This is a genomic window from Paenibacillus xylanexedens (assembly GCF_007676705.1).
GTDB lineage: Bacteria > Bacillota > Bacilli > Paenibacillales > Paenibacillaceae > Paenibacillus > Paenibacillus xylanexedens_C.
In genome coordinates, this window is record NZ_VEBF01000001.1 from 1,578,278 (window position 1) to 1,597,837 (window position 19,560).

Consider the following 19,560-nt stretch of genomic DNA (forward strand, 5'->3'; position numbering starts at 1 on the left):
ATGAAGCTCTCCCGACCATAGCAGCGCTTATGAAGCTATTACAGCAATGCTTTTACGCGGCTAACCACGTTGTCCACTGTAAAGCCATATTCTTGGATAACACGGTCGCCAGGCGCGGATGCACCGAATGTGCTGATTCCGAGAATGTCACCTTGATCTCCAACATATTTCTCCCAGCCCATTGGATAAGCCATTTCAATCGCAAGACGAGCTTTGACATCCGGAAGAAGAACGGACTCTTTGTAAGCTTTGTCTTGTTTCTCGAACAGATCCCAGCTTGGCATGCTGATTACGCGAACTTGGATGCCTTGTTCAGCAAGTGCTGCTTGAGCTTTAACAGCCAATTGCACTTCGGAACCTGTAGCGATGATTTGTGCTACCGCTTTGCCATCTTTTGCATCAGAGACAACATAAGCACCACGTTTCACGTTCTCACGTGAACCTTCAACCGTACCTTCCAGGATCGGCAGGTTTTGACGAGTGAGTACGAGTGCAACCGGGTTGCTCTTGTTCTCAAGCGCATAAGCCCAAGCAGCCGAAGTTTCATTACCATCAGCCGGACGAATAACCGTCAGGTTAGGAATGATACGCAGGGATGCCAGTTGCTCGATTGGTTCGTGCGTAGGACCATCTTCACCAACAGCGATACTATCGTGAGTCAGAACATACGTTACAGGCAATCCCATCAGGGCAGCCAGACGAACAGCCGGACGCAGGTAATCGGTAAATACGAAGAACGTACCGCCGAATACTTTCACACCGCTGTGCAGTGCCATACCGTTCATTGCTCCAGCCATACCGAATTCACGGATACCGAAGTAGATGTTACGGCCGGAGTAATCTTCTGGTGTGAAGTTCTCCAGGTTGTTCAGGTGAGTCATTGTGGAGCTTTCCAAGTCAGCAGATCCACCTGTCAGTTGTGGCACGTTGTGCGCCAGACCGTTCAGAGCGTTACCGGATGCTACACGAGTGGAAAGAGCTTTGTCTGTTGCTGCATATTTAGGAAGATCACGGTCCCAACCTTCTGGAAGGTCGCCGTTAATCGCTGTTTCGAATTGAGCTGCCAACTCAGGGAATGCTTTTTTGTACTCGGCAAATTTCTCGTCCCAAGCTTTGTTAGCAGAGATACCACGATCTTTCACTTGTGCAAAGTGATCGCGAACTTCAGCTGGTACGTGGAAGTTTTCTTCGTAAACCCATTTGTAATACTCTTTAGTCAATTTGGCTTCGTCTGCACCCAGTGGTGATCCGTGAGTACCGCCGTGGCCGCCTTTACCTTGTTTGTTCGGGCTACCATAACCGATAACCGTTTTAACTTCGATCAGTGTAGGACGCAGTGTATCTGCTTGACCTTCCTGAATTGCTTTTTCGATTGCAGGCAGATCGTTACCATCTTCAACGCGCAGCACTTGCCAGCCATAAGCTTCAAAACGCTTCGCGATGCTTTCGGAAGAAGACAGATCCAATTTACCATCCAACGTGATGTCATTGGAGTCGAACAACATGATCAGTTTGCCCAGGTGCAAACGTCCAGCGAGGGAAGCTGATTCATGGGATACGCCTTCCATCAAGTCACCATCACCACAGATTGCGTAAGTGTAGTGGTCAACTACGTTGAATTTGTCTTTATTGTATGTTGCGCCCAATTGAGCTTCAGCCATCGCCATACCTACAGCCATTGCAATACCTTGACCCAGTGGGCCGGTTGTTGCATCAACACCTGCAGTATGTCCGAATTCCGGGTGACCCGGTGTTTTGCTTCCCCATTGACGGAACTGTTTCAGTTCTTCCATTGGAAGATCATATCCGCTCAGGTGCAGCAAGCTGTACAGCAACATGGAGCCATGTCCTGCAGACAGGACAAAACGGTCCCGGTTAACCCAAGTTGGGTGGTCCGGGTTATGAGTCATCGTTTTTGCAAAAAGTTGGTACCCCATTGGAGCGGAGCCCATAGGCATACCCGGATGTCCGGAATTTGCCTTCTCAATTGCATCAATCGCCAAAGTACGTACGGTAGTAATCGACAGGTTGTCGATTGTAGTGTTCTCGTCCTTTTGAATCGCTTCGTTCTTGTCAGTCATGGTTTGTCCTCCTCATGTCTTTAGATAAGTCGGGTGCGCAAGCGAATCCCTCTCATCATACAAGCAAACCGAATTTCACAATAAGTGAATCCGCTTGAGTGTTTCATTTTGACTTATTCACTTTTGTATTGTATCACTTGGCGTGAAGCTTTTCCATAACCTTCTTTTAGAAGTTCTGAAAAATCGGTTGTTTGTGATGAATAATCCTTTGCCTATCAAGCAAAAATCGTACTGAACAAGGCACTTGAATCCAAAAACAGACTTAACGAGCCTCGCAAATCCATCGCATGAAGTATAACCTTTAACCTGAAAAAAATGCATTTTTTAGATATCATTCCTCAATTCACATATAATGTTCCTGAATATGGATTCGAAAATCGTGCTGCGGTTTACTACCAGTTGTACCCCAAAATAAAGGGAGGATGCATCTATGCCAGATCATATTGTTCACCCACCCACATCGATAAAGCACTCATTACCCTGGATATCAGGTCTTTTAACAGGTATTCTCTCGGGAGTTGTTCTGGGATTTTTCCTCAAAGTGATTCAGGCCTGCACCGGCGAACAAGTATATACGCTGCTTCTGAATATCGATTTTGTGCCTGGTCTTCCACCAACCTTACCTGAATTCCTAGAATTTGCTTTACATCTGGTTGTGTCCGTTGTTATCGGCATCTTCTACCTGTGGTGGGTACGATATTCAGGCCGCCCTATGCTAAAAGGCATTTTGCTTGGTATTGTCTCGTCCCTGCTCTATATCCCACTCTCTCAACTATCTTTGCGTGTGCCAGACTTGTACGATGTGTCAGCTATCCTCTACTGGATTGCAGGACATCTGCTGTTTGGTATTGTGCTCGGCTTGTGCGGAAAGTATATGAACGCGAAAAAAGCGACTCCCGTTTCGTAAACGAATGGGGTCGCCTTTTTGTTAGTCTATTACGTGGTTCCGAATCAACCTTGCACAGTATTAAAGCGAGAGCTTAAAATACGACGGTTTTATTTTCATGAACGAGAACACGGTCTTCGACATGCCATTTCACGGCACGCGCAAGCACAACACGCTCAATGGTACGTCCAATACGCTTCAGTTCAGTTACGTCATCTCCGTGGCTTACACGCTGCACATCCTGTTCAATAATCGGGCCGCCATCCAGTTCTTCCGTAACATAGTGCGCTGTCGCACCGATGATTTTGACACCACGGTTATACGCTTGAGCATATGGTTTACCACCCACAAAGGCTGGAAGGAAGGAATGGTGGATATTAATAATTCGATTGCGGTAGTGCTCAATGAACATTGGAGAAATGATCTGCATGTAACGAGCCAGAATGATCACATCCACATCATTGCCGATGACGTCCAGCTGGCGCTGTTCCGCTTCTTTCTTCGTATCTGCTGTTACCGGAATATGATGATATGGAATGCCAAATGATTCTACATAGTCCTTCATGTCCAGATGGTTGCTGACCACAAGAGCAATATCGGCATCCAGGTCGCCTGCCTGCCATTGCCATAACAATTCAACCAGGCAGTGATCTTCTTTGGATACAAAGATAGCCAGTTTCTTCTTGCGGCTAACCGCAGATAACGTCCATTCCATTTGGAAACGGCTTGCTACTTCTGCAAAATCAGCTTCCAGTTTCGGCAAATTGACCAACAATTGCGGAAGATCGAACTCAATCCGCATAAAGAACATGCCGCCAGCAGGGTCCATTGTGTATTGGTCCGACTGAACAATGTTTGCACCATGCTGGTGCAAGAAGTGAGACACGGCCGCAACAATTCCTGGACCATCCGGACAGGAAATGAGCATGCGCGCGCGATCGGCGCGGTTTTTAGAATCAGGGCGTACTTGTTTAGCATGGATCTCCATCGGGTTATTCTTCCTCCTTCAATTAAGCCATGACCTGCGGGGGTTAACCCGCAAGCCAGGCAATCAAGCGATGATTCAGTTGTTCTTCATTCAAATGAGGGAACAATGCAGCTTCTGTCACCATGTCATAGAGACGTTCCAGCGGTTCGCGCGGATCAGCCTTTTTGGCTTTGGCATCATTTTTGAGCAATGTCCATACATCCAGAATATACGAACGGGACTCAATCTCTTTACCTTTGAAAAAGTGTTGCAGCTGTTCTACTTCTGTCAGGAATTCCTGGCCGAATCGACCGGCAACGTCCCCACGCAGCAACGCAATCTCCACCTCATACATTGGACGCTGTGTCTTGGCCTCTTTGCCAATCCAAGGTGTCTCCAGGATAAATGGACGTCCTTGAAGCTTCTCATGGTTAACGATGCGGTTAATCGCCTCAAAGCCAATCCAGCCAGAGCCAATCGGTGTATGACGGTCCTTGTGCGCACCCACAGCATTCTTACTATCATTAATATGCATTACGGCAATGCGGTCAAGTCCTACCGTACGATCGAATTGTTCAAGTACGCCGTCAAAATCATTAACGATATCGTATCCGGCATCATGAATGTGACATGTATCCATACACACAGTCAGGCGCTCGTTATACGTTACTTTCTCGATAATCTGAGCGATTTCTTCGAAACTGCGACCCATCTCGGTACCTTTGCCAGCCATGGTCTCCAGAGCGATGTTCACATCCGTCTCTTTCACACCCTCCAGCACTTCATTCAGCCCTTCTGCGATCCGTCCGATCCCATAGTGAGCATCTTTGTCAGTGAATGCGCCGGGATGCAATACGATGTTCTTCACACCAATGGCATGTGTACGACGAATCTCTTCCTGAAGGAAATCTACAGCCAGTCTGTACGTATTATCTTTGTATGAGCCAAGATTAATAATGTACGGTGCATGGACAACGATATCTTCCATTCCACCTGCTTGCATAGCAAGCTTGCCTTCCTCAATATACATGGATTCAATTGGCTTGCGACGTGTATTCTGTGGTGCACCCGTATATATCATAAACGAACTGGAACCGTACGAGGACGCTTCCTTCGTTGCACTCAATAATCCCTTGTCCGAAAAGGACACGTGGGAGCCGATTTTCAGCATTATTGATCCCCCTTAATCTGAATTATCCCTTATTCTAACGCGATTATCGAAATAAATCTAGAAATGCGCTATAATTCGGGATAGAGGCTATTTTTGACAGCTAATATGTGGAACATGGGTAGGCGGAATCCGTCTTTCCGTGAAAATCAATGAACCGAGGTGACTCCGCAATGATTTTCGACTCCTACGTGATGATACTGACGAGCAGTTCCCCCAGCAATTGGTTTATGAATACGATCGCATTCTGGACTTTTTTATTACTTGGCAGCATGTGTGTCGGTGGATTTTTTATGATGCGCAAGTTTTTGAAAGTGCTACCAAAAGCAGACGGAAAGTCCAAACTGGATTGGCAGAATTATTGGGTTGAAGCCAGCCGTCACTTATGGACAGATGAAGCCAAGGCTTTTTTGGACCAACTCGTGGAGCCTGTACCTGGGCCATTTCGTGACATAGCCAAACATTCCATCGCTGCAGAGATCGGTAAAATTGCAGTTGAAGACAACGCCACGGAAGTATCGAGAGATCACTGCATCAAAGGATACATTATAGCCACACCGAAGCGGGATAATAAGTTTTTGGTAAAATTCTTGGAGAAAAACAAAATCGATTATTCCCCTTATCAACATTTGATTAAATAAAATAACAAGATGAGTTAAGCCCTATATCGAATTGGTTAATTAAGATACATCAGCATCAGCACCAGCACCAGCACCAGCACCAGCACCAGCACCTTGTATCAATTTGTTACAGGATCGCTTGGTCTATGAGATCTTCATTGAAACGTACTTGGGATTTAGGCGAAAGGCTCATATTACAAGCTCCGTCAGGTAAGTCGTTCCCAACAGGCATTGCTTACCGTCCGGGGCTATTTGTCGATTCACGGATACATGTCAGCGCAGTGAAAATTACAGGGAGGATGTTCATTATGAAAATTGCCATTTGTGGAGGTACTGGATTTGTGGGAGGAGCGCTTGTGGATTATTGGCTGCAAGCCGGACACCACGTGAAAATCATCACACGCAAACTGCCTGACTTGCATAATCCAAGCAAGAATCTTACATATATATCATGGGAACAAGTTGAAGAGCACCCTCAACTACTTGAAGGCATGGATGCTCTCGTCAATCTTGCCGGAGAAACATTGAACCAACGATGGACAACCAAGGCAAAGCTGGAGATTGTACAATCCAGAGTAACAACTGTTGCCCGGGTAGCCCGTTTGGTGGATTCACTGCAACAAAAGCCCGAAGTGGTCGTTCAGGCTTCTGCCATGGCCATCTATGGAACCTCCCCTTCCGAAACCTTTGATGAAAGTAGTCCGCAAAAGTCAATGAATTTCCCATCCCGGGTCTCAGAACAATGGGAAATAGCTGCAGATGCCATCAAGCATGTCAGACTCGTCAAAATCAGGGTTAGCCTGGTTCTTGGCCATAAAAAAGGGGCCTTTCCATTAATGAAACTTCCTTATATGCTCGGTGTTGGGGGCAAGATCGGCAGTGGCAAGCAATGGACCAGCTGGATTCACATTATGGATATCGTAAGGCTGATTGACTTTAGCATTCAAAATAAACAAGTGTCAGGTCCGGTCAATGCTTCCTCACCGAATCCGGTTACCAATGATGAATTTGGTCGTACAGTCGGCAAGGTCTATCATCGCCCACACTGGTTCCCCGTACCCGGATTTTTGATCAAAACCGTAGTTGGAGAGCTATCCGTTGTTCTGCTTCAGGGACAGAGAGTTATTCCACAAAAGGCGCTTGATCACGGATTCCAGTTCACCTTCCCTACCTTAACCCAGGCATTGGAAGATCTGAAGCACCGTGGCTTATCCGACTAATTGAACCACAGCTTATCCAACAGCCCGATAGGTATAAACAGATTCGGCAAGTGTAAATGTATCCCCATCCTCCAATGGATACTCTTTGTAGGGAGCAAGAATATTGCCCTGAAGAACGGTTCCATTTACCGAACCCAAGTCCTTAATCACATAGCCCGATTTGTTCCGGCTCAATTCCACATGAGCACGGGACACGCCGGTCGCTGTGTCTACCCACTGAACCATGTCTGCTGATCTTCCGATCACAAAAGATGCGCCTTGAACATCCATTCGTTCATGTCGTTCATGTTGATCGCTGCTTCCCGATCTTCGCTCAAGATAAAATGACGGCACTATAGGGCCTGCCCCTGTAACTTTGCTTCCAGTCAGATTTTGCAAGTTCACAGTTGCCTCAGCAACTGTATCATGTCGGTTTAACTCCGAAGTTAAAGCTGCAACTTGCGCCTGATCTTGTACAAACGGTGGTTCGGAAGGTTCAGCTGCCATGTGCAGATTTTGAAAACGGGGACGCTCCATTGCTTCTGAAGCTGATTCAGCAGCTTGGTTTATACGTTCCTCCGGCTTATCAGCTGCATTCCAGCGCCAACTTTCCTGAAATAGTTCCTCTTCATCTTCAGTCTTCTTCCGTTTGTTCTTACCCAGGTTGAATGAAAAAAAATGTTTATTCTCTGAGCCATTCTGAGGGTTCCCCTTGCGCTTCCACGTCCATCCTGCCACGCCAAGCAAGCCTAGACTTAGTACCGCGGATAGGATCATCTGAGTCTGTCCAGGTTGCTCCATGTATATGAATCTCCATACCAATGCCATGGCAACCATGCACCCCAGTATGATATAGGTTACTTTGGACGATCCGGACTTCTCCTCCACTTCCATATCAGCATGCTCTGGCGAATGATATGGGTTACCCGATACTTGATCCACGCTCCTTGAGTCCTCCAATGAAGAGTGTCCAGATGAGTGACTGCCTGAAGAGGTTCGAGATCTCAGCGGAATGTCTTTAACCCCCGAAGCACTCATTTTCTGCTGCTGACGAAAATTTAGTGGGGACTCCACAGAATCATTTTGAGTGGGACCACTATACTGATATGGCCCGGAATTACCAGCAAATAGACTACTATCTCGCTCGGAAATCGAATGTGAGGCACTTCTTACTCTTGGAGCATCGCCCGTTTCCGACTTTCTGGACGAGAGAAATGCTGCACTTCCTCCACTCTCTTGCTCGTCAGCGTATAACTCCAGCAGTAGCTCTCGTAATTGTCTAACGTCCCAGCGTTCATTGTCGCATAACTGCAGAACACGCTGAATGCCTACTCCCTGCAGTTCCTGAACATGGGCCATCAGCCTGATCACCAGCTCACGGAATTGCTGAGGCGTCGAATCATCTTCAGCCTTATCCATGATCGGTACATATACCATCCCAAGTTCACCCTGTTCGAATGAACCATTGATGAACAAGTACTCCTCCTGAATCAATAATTTACGAGGTTCCAGCATATATTGTCGGCATTCCGTGAAGGCATCTGCCAGTTGGAACAACAGACCATACAGAACACGCAATTGGATTTTGCTTGACTTTAACATTTGGGATAACATCTTGTAGCCCGATATATCGTATTGCAAAGTTACATTTCGATCGACTTCCCGAATATGTACAGGCAGAAGTCGCGGGATCTGATTGGAGGACAACATCCCCATTTGCACCCGGCTCAATTCCTCCATTCGTAACCCTTCTGCTTTTTCCAAAACCATGAACGCTCCGCCATTTCGAATAAAATCTCTCGTTAATCCATACATGCCAATCCTCTCTTTCCATTGCTATTTAGGTCAACTAAAGAATGTTTACACTGAAACTTCGATGACGGAACAACCTTCCGATGGCTGTTATCCCCAGATTTCTTGATTCCCTTTGTAAAGAGGAAAATCCGGGGATAAAGGCGAAGCTTATGCTCACGAGGTAGCTTTCTTTCAGAAAGCTTTTGGCTCCGCTTCTTCAGGTTTTTTCCGTCCTCTCCGTTCTCGTGTAAAAAGTTTAGTTGATATGAGTTGAGTTACAATACACTACACTTTTCCACTCCAATCGCAGTGCCATCTTCGATCACTGTTATCCTAACGTTTTCCAGACCCCTGATATCAAGGGAAAAGTGCGGGGATAAGGACCGTGATATACGCAGGTAACACCGCCAGCATAAATGGAAACTTCAATGTCTTCTCCTTGTTCACCAGCTTGAGCGAACCAAGCATGAAGAACCCTGCAAGATTGCCTGCCATGCCTCGAATCCGTTTCGCTGAGTTCTTACGGAACAGAAGAATCACTAAACCAACGGCTCCCGCATACAAAACCGAATAAATAATCACATGAATGCCAAAAGCGAGTCCCGTCCATACACCAATACCACCAAACAATTTCACATCTCCTGCTCCTACCGCTCCAATCGCATACATCAGGAACAAGATACCAAAACCAGCGGCAAATCCGGCGGCTGAGAACAAGAAGCCATTCCATCCTCCCCATATGATATGAGCTAGTACGCCAGCTACAGTCACAGGTAAAGTCAATCGATTGGGAATTTTCATGGAACGAATATCTGTAATAAAAGCGGCAATAACGTATATGCCACAGACAATGAAAAACCACTCCACCTCCATCATCTCCTTTCTTATTTTCTGGAGGCCACGTTGAACGAAGTCTCCGTTTTGGCACCATCCGCAGTCTCGACCACAAAACTCCATGAACCTTCTGTTGTCCGAGTACCAACAAACCAATTCCATTCAATAATTCCATTCTCATCTGCGGTGGCCCAGCCGATGTGCTTTGCAGAGCTTTCACCTGACTTGTAAAATATCGTTAAGTTGGCTGTCGCTCCTGGTTCTACCTTCACCTTGATCGTTGAATTGTTGCCTATGTAAGCCGGGTCAGGCTTCGACAGTACCGTTGCAGAGCCCGCAGTATGCCCGTCTCCTCCGCTACCATCAGCTCCTTCTCCTGTATCTCCAATCCATACCCGTTCTGCCGCAGCAGCCTGAATCCGTAGCGGTTTGCTAAGGAAGGGTACCTTTATAGGTAATTCATAACTCAGTTCAAGTCGGAAATATGGATTCGTTTTGTTCTTGAGATCAGGTATGGAAATGCCATTCACATGAACACGTTCAATATCTAGCAGAGTTGGCTCGATAAATGGTTCAAGCAGCGGTTTTACTGTGGGATCAAGCACCGTTTCCAGTACGGATGTCTTGATTTCCTGTAAGGGCTGTTCACCACTAGCCGCTGCTGATCGTACCCAATCACTTAATGGCTCAGGCAGTGAAGAAGCATATCCTTCTGCCCATTCTGTCAGAGACAACTCTGGTATCTTCCAGCCCCCTGCCGAGCCCTCACCGCCTGCAGAATCAGAAGGTGTGAACACGAGGGATACCGGATATATTTTCGTTGATAACTGCTTTACCGCTTCCCCCGCCGTACTCTGTAGCGCTGTGGAGATTAGAGTCATCTGCACAATGAAAATGAGAAACATGATAAAGAACAGAAAGACAGGCAAAACCAGTGAGGCTTCCAGAACCATGCTGCCCTGTTCCTTTTTCGGAAAACACATCTGCTTTTTCAAAGACTTCAAACGTGCCATTCTGCATATTCGTGTTAAACGAATCTGTAATTGTGCGTTTTCTTTTTCATATCGTTGCTGCTTATCCATAATCCCTCCACCGAAACGATCCCGATCATTCAATAGGAATAATCCGCCTTCCGCTCAATGAAAAATCTGCCATCTTCAACCTGATCCGCACTCCCCATAACTGCACCTATGCTTCTAACCACCCCTGGCAAAAACCACAGTTTAACGCTACTTCGCATGTTACCTGAAGCATACGTCTGTTTCTCATCTGGATTTACGCCGGTATTCAATCGGATCAGAGCCAGCATTCTCGACATTTTGCGTTCATTGTTGCTATGCATTAAAAGGAACAATCGCAGATGATCCCTGTACGTCAGTTTAACTTTGATATACTTGGACAATTCCACACTGCCTTCTTTCGCAAGTTTCACCATATCGGCAATGGCGTTTGTAATTCCGTGCAAGATGGCCGCCGATAACACCAGAAGTGGATTCCCCAGTTTACTGTGCTCAATTAACCCTTCTGCTGTCCGAATAGCCAGCCGCATCCCAAAGATCTCCGCATATGCCGCAGCAATGTTACCCGAAGGATTGTGAAACCCGTATACGATATACTCCAGTTCCTGATTCTCCAATTTGAAGACATCACCGGCATCTCCACCTTCAGTCCAGGTAATTAACTGACCAAAATCCATTGAGTTGAAATAGGCAAGGGCATACTCATTCTGAAATAATTCATCGCCAAGGCTATCCAGCAAACCGGACATCCCGCCGAACAAACTGTCCATTCCCTTCATGGCATCCCCACCAGAGTCATAGGGATCAGCAGCAATCTCTGCCTTTTGGGCTTCCTCACGACTAGCCTCGTTAAAAGCAATATTAGCGTTGTAATACTCCTCCAGCTGTTTGAAATCGTCCATGGAACCAGAACTTCCTTTTTCAATCTGCGACAAGATCCGTTTAACTTCCTTCAACTTCCCTTTGGATTCTTTGTCATTTGCTTTGCGCTGGGCATCCGAACCTCGACCACTCTCCAGCTGTTGCTTACTCTGGAGGATGAGGTTGGCAGGACCATTACGCACATAGGTATCCATATAACGTTCCGTGATCTGACTTGCCTGTCTGACCGCGGGTTTAATCGGAACCCCACTCATGTCCCTAACGTTGCGAAGCTGAGTATTCAACTCCATGTTGTCTCTTCTGACGTTAGAGAAGTCCGAATTTTGTGAATCCACACGTGCCTTCAACTGATCAAACAAACTATCCGTCCTCACAAGCTCAGAAGCGAGGGAACGTGTGCTTTTGGCTTCACTCCCTGATCCTGTAGATGCAGGACTCGTTCCAGGCAGATTTGAGTTTCCCACGTTATCATAGCTGGCATTCTGTGAACGGTTCTCCCCCTCTGCAATCACACGTTTCATTTCCTCATTCATCTTGCGTGCTTCTTCGATCTTGGACTGCGCTTCTTCCAGCTTCGTTTGATGGGCCTGTAACGCGGGCTGTATGATCATGCTGATGCCTGTCACCACATTACTCACACCAGTCCGATAACGCGTCAGCTCCAATATGTATTGTTGCTCTCTGAATGGCAGTCCCTCATCTGCCCGTTTCTTGTTTAGATAATCTGCATAACGTGCCGCTGCTTCCGCAGCTGTCTCTGGTGTTTCTTCCAGCATCTCTTCATAGATGGCTTGTGAAGGCGGGTCCATGATCAACTTCGGAAGATTCTTCAGCTTCTCCGCAGATTCCGTCTGATTGGCAATGGCCTCGTCCAGTAATGCTTCACGCTTGTCATATAATTTCTGTAATTTTTTCAGCAAGTCTACCGTGTGCGCGGCTTCCTTCATCTCGTCCGACATCGGTTTGAAACGATTGATCACTTCGAGGGTAAAATCAACCGGAGCCCGATACTTCATATCCTCCTGAATCTGGCGATTAAATATATCGTATCTGCCCAGTTCACGCTCCATGCTCAGCGAAGTTGTATCCCACTGGATATCCAGAATGGGGAATCCATCTTTTACGGATGAAGGCTTCACACTATCGTTCAGCACTTTAGCCATGATCGCATCCCCACTGCTGTCGCCATACCCGAATAAACCATACTCCCGGAGTGATGTGTCATAAGCCGACATGACGGATCTCATTGCAGCATGTGTCATTCGTTCGGTCTGCACTTTGAATGCCGCTATACGAGCGTAATCAATAAATATAGCTACAAACATATAGACTCCAGCCAATATTAATATCAAAAAAAGGGTTACAGCCCCCGACTCACCGTCTTTTTTCCTAAACAGATCTGCCCTCCTCCTTTGTTCACTTTTTGCTTTTGCCAAAATGCTGCACAACCTGTCCGGCTTCTGCAGCCGTATTGGTCGCTGTTCCGCCCTTGCCTTTAAACTTGGCTGCGTAATAACGGACCAGATCTACCGTTCGAATGAATTCAACCGGTTCAACAACTGCGGATGATCCCTGAGTCTGCACACGGTTACCTGAATCGAACAAAAAAGAAGGAAGAGGCAGAGAAATTACCTGATCCAGCTTGGTCGTTATCTTCCTCTGAATCAGAGAATTCTGATATTCAATTGTTCCTTTCATGGCCGAAGGCATATGCTGCACCGCTTGTGCTAATTTCTGTTCCGAGAGACTTCCACCTTCACCAGCAGGTACAGAAACGCGAACATGACTATCCGCTCCCACCCAACCAAACAGTGCACCCAGCATACGATCATCCGACAGTCTCCAGTACAGATTGTCATGTTCTCCAGCGACAAATTCACCAGTCATTGCCTGCTTGTAGCTGTTGTCCCAGCTATAAGCTGCACGTTCGGAAGCCGCATAGGCATGTTGATTCAGAAATGTCTTTTGATACATGTACATGGTAAAAAAGAGCAACAACACAAGAATAAACAGCACGACAGGGAAGATCAGGGAGGCTTCAACGGTGAAGCTCCCTTCTTCCTTCTTCAGCCTGTTAACTCGGGAAAAATTCATTACTTTTTGTATCCACTTTGCTAAGAAGAGACTTGATTAGTGCCGTTATTTGGTCTTTAAAAATCAAAGCAATAATGATAATAACCCCGATAATCAGAATCAGTTCCAATGTGCCGAGTCCGTCCTCTTCCATCCAAAATGCGTTTACCTTGTTTTTCAACACGTCCATCATCCCTATTCCTCCTACATATTCATCATCATAAAAGCAGGTGCCCCGATCATGACCACGATCGTAAAAAAGATTAGCACCATCGGAAACACCAGTTTGGAAGAAGCCTGTTCTCCCTTCGCCCGACTGACAGCCTTGCGTTTCTCCCACAACACATGTGACAGATCCCGCAGCGCCAATACAAAGTCACCTCCTCCACGCCGGAAATTCAGTAGTACCGTTGTTGTAAAAATCGTCACTTCCTGCACACCGCAGCGGCGGCTGAACTGTTCAAATGATTGTTGAAACGAATAACCATTATTCCAATCTCCCACCGTCTTTCTGAGTTCGTTGTACAGCGGATGATTCCGTTCCCCCTGGCTTGTCACACAGTGAACGATGGCACGTTGCACGGTCTCGCCTGCGCCAACCAGCAGAACAATCCGGTTCAGCAGCTCAGGCAGCTCCATAAGGATATCCTGATCTCTTCGCTGCACCTTCGTATTGAGGTCTTTATAGAGTGCAAAAGGTAAAGCGATTCCTAGCGCGAGTCCACCCACCATGCCTCCGATGCCCATATCTCCAACGAGTGTTAACAGACATCCTACCAGTAACATGAGCCATGTGTAGGTCAGCATTTCAGCGCAATAGAGCATTGTTTTCTCCCCACTGTGCTGTATGCCATACATTTTTTGAATGGCATGTTGCATCCGAAACATGACTACAGGCAATCTGCGTCCGATTTCAAACTTTTCCAGGATAAACAGGAAGGGACCATGCAGTTTCTTCAGTCGCAATCCTTCCATATCCAGCTTGCGCAGATGGCGATAAGTCCGCCCCCGGGTTTGATCCAGCACCAGCCATCCCGCTCCGAGCACCCCTCCGACTATCACGGGAAGCAGCATCATTTCAGCTCCTTATACTTTGATATCCATAATGCGAGTAATCCACAGATAACAGCAGGCGAGTACTGCCAAGGCACCACTAGAGATGAGGTATCCCATCCCGCTATATAACGGCTCCATAAAATCCTTGGCGGTCAGATTCAGAAATATCAGAAAAATAAACGGAGCTGCAAACATCACCTTTGATTCGAACTTTTTCTGTGATACTGCGACCATAATATCCTGCTGAATGTCCAGCTTCTCGCCAATGACCGCAGAGGTACGACGCACGACCTCAACCAGATCCCCGCCAGTTCGTTTACAAGTAATGAACACGTCTGCAAAATTCGTTATTTCCTCAATCTGCGCCCGATCCGAAAAATCCTGTAGCGCCTCTTCAATCGGTTGTCCATACTCCAACCGTGTCCGTAATATCGTGAACTCACGAATCAGGTCGGTATCCGCTTCCGGGTTCAGCATCCGCAAATCCTCCACCGATTCCTTGAATCCATTCTCCACTGATTTTCCTGCGGCCAGTGCAGATGACAATGCATATAATGCTTGCTTAAAATGTAAACTGAGCGTCATTCTTCTTCGTTCCAGCAGTACCTTAGTCCAGTGTTTTGGTACCCATATGCAGCCTGCAGCCAGAATCGCTCCAGCCAACCAGTGGTGATAGAACAGAAGTCCGACTCCAAAGAACAGCAGACCGCTAATCAGCATAGAGACCATTCGTTGTCTTCGGGAAAGCGTATATACGGTGTAATCCGTTAACATCTGTCTGGCTTCACCCAACATTAATCACCTTCCAATAACTTTAATTCACGTTGTTATCTGATGAATCCGATTCAATATTATATTTTCCTATGTATTCATTCAGCCATTGCCCGAGCCCAGCCATCTGAATTTTGTCGACCTGATTCAACTTCCCAACCTGTTCTAACCCGCCTATAATTCTGCCTTCCCGCTCTTCATGTTCCTGGAAACGAAACAGTGGATTCAGCAAAACCTCACCGTTCTGCATACCGATCACTTCACTGATTTCTGTCACCCGCCGTGAGCGGTCCCTTAACCGGGATAAATGTACAAATATATCGATTGCGGAACTAATCTGTTGTCGTACAACCGCAATGGGAAGATCCGCACCGCTGAGCACCATCGTTTCGAGTCTGCTGATCATATCCGAAATGGTATTCGCATGCCCTGTAGACAAGCTCCCATCGTGCCCTGTGTTCATGGCCTGTAACATATCCAACGCTTCCGCGCCCCTTACTTCGCCAATGACAATCCGGTTCGGACGCATCCGTAAGGAAGACTTGATCAGATCACGAATGGAGATTTGCCCTTTGCCCTCGGTATTCGCATTCCGTGTCTCCAGTGACACCAGATTCGGTACCGTTACAATCTGTAACTCAGCCGAATCCTCAATTGTAATAATCCGCTCATCGGCGGGGATGAACTGGGATAGCGCATTCAGAAAGGTCGTTTTTCCCGAACCAGTACCACCTCCAATGAAAATATTGTATTTGCTCCGTACCAACTGTTGCAGCAGTTCTGCAGCTTCTTCATGCAAGGCTCCCTTTTCAATCAGATCAGACATCTTCATCGGCTCACTCGGGAATTTACGAATGGTCATCGTGGGGCCTTTCAGAGCAATGGGAGGCAATACGATATTGACCCGTGAACCATCCTTTAACCGGGCATCCACGATCGGAGAAGACTCATTCACAATCCGGTTCATCCCGGACACAATCATCTGAATAATGTCCTCCAGCCGTTCATTGGACTCAAATTCAAGGGTGATCTGACTGACCTCACCTTCTTGCTCCACAAAAATCTCCTTGTGACTGTTGATCATAATTTCCGTAATATCGGGATGATCCACGAGTGGCTGCAGAATATCCAATCCGCGAAAGGAGTCAAATAATCGCTGTACCAGCGTATGACGCTCTCCAGACGTCAGATCATCCAGCTTCGGATCAGTGAGAACTTTGCGTTCTATCCCTTGCCATAGTTCATCATCTCCTGCGGAAGAGGTTAAATCGAGGCCAGCCCTGACCTCCCTGCGCATGATCTGAAACTGTTCTTCACGATCCAGTATTCGATTGGATGAGTCCGTCATAACGCCCACCGATCCTGCTTCTGAATTCGTCCTGTCTGCTTCAATTCTTCTTCTCCATCTTGTACCAGCATGGCACATAATCTTTTCACTTCGCGCTGGAAGATCGGAGAACTAAGCATGACTTCTTCCTGACTAAGCTGCTTCCATGAAGGGATATATGGCAACACTGCATCCAGATGCAGATCAGATCGCGGAAGTGCATTAACGACATTGTCCCGATATTTATTGACCACGAAGCATGAACGATTCAACACGTTCTCGTACACATCTGGCTTGGTACGCTCGACATGCTGTAACCACTGTCCCCATCGATGCATGGCAGATACATCATCTTCAACTAGCCAGACAAAGGCATCTGCTGCATCCAGCACCCCTTCGCTGCGTCCATCCCAGCCGGAATCACCATCCAGAATGAGCACATCATATTGTCCGCATTCGGTCAAATAACGAAGCAGATTCGACGTATCCTCACGGGTCATCTGCAGCATTTCCTTCCGATTCGATAACGGCCAGAATACATCTGACTTCAACGCTTCGTGCCGAATCACATATCCATCCACAGCCTTCGATTGCACCTGTAACTGCTTGCCCGATTCCTTCCTGCCCACCTTCAGATCGTAAAGCAGGCGTGACAACCCCGTCTCCGCATCCGGGTTGCGTTGCCCACTTCTGGAAAGTCCCTTTTCCAGAAACGGGAGCGTACTGTCCAGCGTCTCCAGATTCAGATAGAGTACAGCATAACCCGCAAGTCCCAATTGCTTTGCCATATGCAAGGCCACTGCCGTTTTGCCACTCCCGCCCGAAGCGGACACTACACCGATGGAGAGAGTCTCCTGCCCCGGACGATGCATTTTCTTGCGGCGCGGCTGCCGGCAAGCATTCATCACAGCCTCCAATAACGTTGGCAAGGGTTGGTATTTCATCAGCCGTTTCGCCTCGTCCACCTCATCCAGCCCTTCACTCAGCATTAGCCAAGGTACACCCGATGCTTCTCCACCGTTGCTCAGCCAGTTGTTCAGAAATTCCGGTTCCGCAACGACCAGATCCGGCATCTCCCGACCTTCCTGCTGCTCGTTCATGTGATCTCTGAACGAATCCCATTGGGAGAAGGCCGTAAAACGCACTTGGAAACCTGACGAACTTCCCTGTACATAATCAAGCCAGGCACTAATGTAATCTCTGTCTTTGGAAACCAATACTGCCTTCAGTACAATCAATTTCTCCTTCCCTCCCTGCAAAAAAAGCACAAAAAAGCACCGTCCAATAACCGCATGAACATGCAGTATATGGACGGTGCTTCCGTCACGTGCTATGAATGTATGGATAATATAGCATACAATTTCTGGTGGAGCAAGGGATTTATTCTAACCCTTTTTTCCTTAAGAGTGATACGGTGAATCGAACTCAATAATGTTACGGTCAGGATCAAGTACAAAAATCTGTGCGAATCCAGCCACACTCTCAGGTCTCGCTTCATACTCAATTCCCTGCTGCTCCAGCCAGGCTATAGTCCCTGAATAACTGGTGACCCAGATCGCAAAGTGACCGTCTGTTGTATCAATACCAGCCTCGCGCAGCGTGTGACCCTCCGGGTGTTGGAGCAGATGAAGTTGCTGACTTCCGATAGCGTACCATGTGCCTGTGGAGCGAAAAGCAGGACGCTCAATCTCCTGCATTCCGAGCAACCCCGAATAGAACTTTTTCGCGATTTCCAGATCACGTACAGCCAGACTAACGTGGTGGATGTGTGCATATTCAATCATGTTTGATATCCCCTCCCTAATTATACATGACTATACTATATCACCGTGAACCCTGACCATAATCTCCACCAAAAAGAAAAGCACCTCTGATTCCAATCCGGTAAACCTTTCGGCTCACACAGATCTAGTTCAGAGGCGCCCTGCAAACGGCATACATCAATGCTCGCTTACCGCATTAAATCATCTTCAACATAAGCTTTGGCATAACCAAATTATTTTGCGCTATCCAATGCTTCTTGTGGGATCTTAATCTCTTCCACTTGATCGTGGTTAGAAAATGCACTGTTCATCTTCATGTCCATCGTCATTTTCTGTCCATTCTGTTCCATCTCCATGACCATGGTTACGTCCGTACTTGCAGGGAGGTAGGTTTCTTTGTTAATCATGTATTTCATCTTCATGCTGGTGATATTCATCTGATCAAGCATGGCTTGCATCTGGGCATCCGATCCGTTTTGCTCCATCACGGCTTTGGCCAGTTCCTTCACGTTATCACCGGATACGTCAGCGTTAATCACATAATTGTCGCCTTCTTCAGTCACTTCAGTATCTTCTTCGATCTTTTTGAATTGCTCCAATTCACCTTCGGGATTCATGCTTGCTTTCATCTGCTCAATCAATTCACTCGTTTGAGCTTCAGGAATCGCAACCCATTGATCCCCAACTTGAGAGTAGATTTTATCCGAAGTGATATACTGCTTCACGTTCTGAGCTTCCTGTCCTGACATTTCCATATTCATCTCTTGATAAATCATCATTGGATCTTTGATAATATCCATCTTGAGCGATGTTTTAACCTGTTGATCCTGGGACTGCTCACCAGCATCCAGTTTCAGATTCTGATCAATGTTTGCTTCAGTTGTGAAGCTTTTCATTTCTTTCGTAGCTGCATTGGTTTTGGTAATCAACTCGTCCAGGGTAGGGATCTTTGTCTCCTGCTCTGCATGTGTATTGCCCTCGTTAGTCGTTTCGTTGTTAGTTGCTGGCGGCGTTGCCGTATTATCTGTGTCGTTACCGCATGCTGCCAAGCTTACTGCTAATAATGCCCCGATAAATAATGTAGTCCACTTCTTCAAGTTGTTGTCCTCCCAAAATAGAT

General features: G+C 46.9%; 18 protein-coding genes. 3 read left to right on the forward strand and 15 right to left on the reverse strand.

Annotated features, from left to right (window positions below; translation table 11 throughout):
- Nucleotides 1-38: 38 nt before the first annotated feature.
- Nucleotides 39-2,081, reverse strand: a complete 2,043-nt coding sequence (gene tkt, locus FS628_RS07190) for a transketolase (protein ID WP_036610788.1) — start codon at nt 2,079-2,081, stop codon at nt 39-41.
- A 430-nt stretch (nt 2,082-2,511) separates the two neighbouring features.
- Between tkt and FS628_RS07195 the strand changes: the two genes are divergently transcribed.
- The gene (locus FS628_RS07195) at nt 2,512-2,988 is read left to right on the forward strand and encodes a hypothetical protein (RefSeq protein ID WP_145320377.1); all 477 of its coding nucleotides are present in this window, start codon (nt 2,512-2,514) and stop codon (nt 2,986-2,988) included.
- A 73-nt stretch (nt 2,989-3,061) separates the two neighbouring features.
- Here the strand turns inward: FS628_RS07195 and purU are convergent, their stop codons facing one another.
- Both purU and FS628_RS07205 read right to left on the reverse strand, forming a co-directional pair.
- Nucleotides 3,062-3,955 carry a formyltetrahydrofolate deformylase gene (gene purU / locus FS628_RS07200; RefSeq protein ID WP_017689986.1) on the reverse strand — a complete coding sequence of 298 codons (894 nt, stop codon included), beginning with the start codon at nt 3,953-3,955 and terminating at the stop codon, nt 3,062-3,064.
- Between the two features lie 43 nt (nt 3,956-3,998).
- A complete protein-coding gene (locus FS628_RS07205; RefSeq protein WP_145320379.1) occupies nt 3,999-5,105 on the reverse strand; it encodes a deoxyribonuclease IV in 1,107 nt (368 codons plus the stop codon).
- 170 nt (nt 5,106-5,275) lie between these two features.
- On the opposite strand from FS628_RS07205, the gene FS628_RS07210 reads away from it, so the two are divergent.
- Both FS628_RS07210 and FS628_RS07215 read left to right on the forward strand, forming a co-directional pair.
- On the forward strand, nt 5,276-5,743 hold the full coding sequence (locus tag FS628_RS07210; RefSeq protein WP_145320381.1) for a DUF2621 domain-containing protein: 468 nt from the start codon (nt 5,276-5,278) through the stop codon (nt 5,741-5,743).
- 287 nt (nt 5,744-6,030) lie between these two features.
- Nucleotides 6,031-6,942, forward strand: coding sequence for a TIGR01777 family oxidoreductase (locus tag FS628_RS07215; RefSeq protein WP_145320383.1), 912 nt, complete (start codon nt 6,031-6,033; stop codon nt 6,940-6,942).
- A 12-nt stretch (nt 6,943-6,954) separates the two neighbouring features.
- On the opposite strand, the gene FS628_RS07220 is transcribed toward FS628_RS07215, so the two are convergent.
- The 12 genes from FS628_RS07220 to FS628_RS07275 all read right to left on the reverse strand — a co-directional run bounded on the left by FS628_RS07220 (nt 6,955) and on the right by FS628_RS07275 (nt 19,537).
- Nucleotides 6,955-8,736, reverse strand: a complete 1,782-nt coding sequence (locus tag FS628_RS07220; RefSeq protein WP_145320385.1) for a DUF6382 domain-containing protein — start codon at nt 8,734-8,736, stop codon at nt 6,955-6,957.
- A 336-nt stretch (nt 8,737-9,072) separates the two neighbouring features.
- The gene (locus FS628_RS07225; protein ID WP_440131249.1) at nt 9,073-9,588 is read right to left on the reverse strand and encodes an A24 family peptidase; all 516 of its coding nucleotides are present in this window, start codon (nt 9,586-9,588) and stop codon (nt 9,073-9,075) included.
- An 11-nt stretch (nt 9,589-9,599) separates the two neighbouring features.
- A complete protein-coding gene (locus tag FS628_RS07230; protein WP_145321451.1) occupies nt 9,600-10,631 on the reverse strand; it encodes a pilus assembly protein in 1,032 nt (343 codons plus the stop codon).
- A gap of 29 nt (nt 10,632-10,660) precedes the next feature.
- Nucleotides 10,661-12,886: a hypothetical protein gene (locus FS628_RS07235; RefSeq protein WP_260870949.1), complete on the reverse strand. Its 2,226-nt coding sequence runs from the start codon at nt 12,884-12,886 to the stop codon at nt 10,661-10,663.
- Nucleotides 12,867-13,544, reverse strand: coding sequence for a TadE/TadG family type IV pilus assembly protein (locus tag FS628_RS07240; RefSeq protein WP_145320388.1), 678 nt, complete (start codon nt 13,542-13,544; stop codon nt 12,867-12,869). Before FS628_RS07240 ends, FS628_RS07235 begins: the two co-directional genes overlap by 20 nt.
- Nucleotides 13,525-13,716 (reverse strand): Flp1 family type IVb pilin, encoded by a 192-nt coding sequence (locus tag FS628_RS07245; protein WP_145320390.1) that lies wholly within the window; start codon nt 13,714-13,716, stop codon nt 13,525-13,527. The genes FS628_RS07240 and FS628_RS07245 overlap by 20 nt, the downstream gene beginning before the upstream one ends.
- Before the next feature lie 11 nt (nt 13,717-13,727).
- Nucleotides 13,728-14,597, reverse strand: coding sequence for a type II secretion system F family protein (locus FS628_RS07250; RefSeq protein ID WP_440131250.1), 870 nt, complete (start codon nt 14,595-14,597; stop codon nt 13,728-13,730).
- 12 nt (nt 14,598-14,609) lie between these two features.
- On the reverse strand, nt 14,610-15,374 hold the full coding sequence (locus FS628_RS07255) for a type II secretion system F family protein (protein WP_145320394.1): 765 nt from the start codon (nt 15,372-15,374) through the stop codon (nt 14,610-14,612).
- A 19-nt stretch (nt 15,375-15,393) separates the two neighbouring features.
- Nucleotides 15,394-16,698 carry a CpaF family protein gene (locus FS628_RS07260; protein WP_145320396.1) on the reverse strand — a complete coding sequence of 435 codons (1,305 nt, stop codon included), beginning with the start codon at nt 16,696-16,698 and terminating at the stop codon, nt 15,394-15,396.
- The gene (locus tag FS628_RS07265; RefSeq protein WP_145320398.1) at nt 16,695-17,915 is read right to left on the reverse strand and encodes a nucleotide-binding protein; all 1,221 of its coding nucleotides are present in this window, start codon (nt 17,913-17,915) and stop codon (nt 16,695-16,697) included. Before FS628_RS07265 ends, FS628_RS07260 begins: the two co-directional genes overlap by 4 nt.
- 162 nt (nt 17,916-18,077) lie before the next feature.
- Nucleotides 18,078-18,461, reverse strand: coding sequence for a VOC family protein (locus FS628_RS07270; protein WP_145320399.1), 384 nt, complete (start codon nt 18,459-18,461; stop codon nt 18,078-18,080).
- A 212-nt stretch (nt 18,462-18,673) separates the two neighbouring features.
- Nucleotides 18,674-19,537, reverse strand: coding sequence for a DUF6612 family protein (locus tag FS628_RS07275; RefSeq protein ID WP_145320401.1), 864 nt, complete (start codon nt 19,535-19,537; stop codon nt 18,674-18,676).
- Between the last annotated feature and the right edge of the window lie 23 nt (nt 19,538-19,560).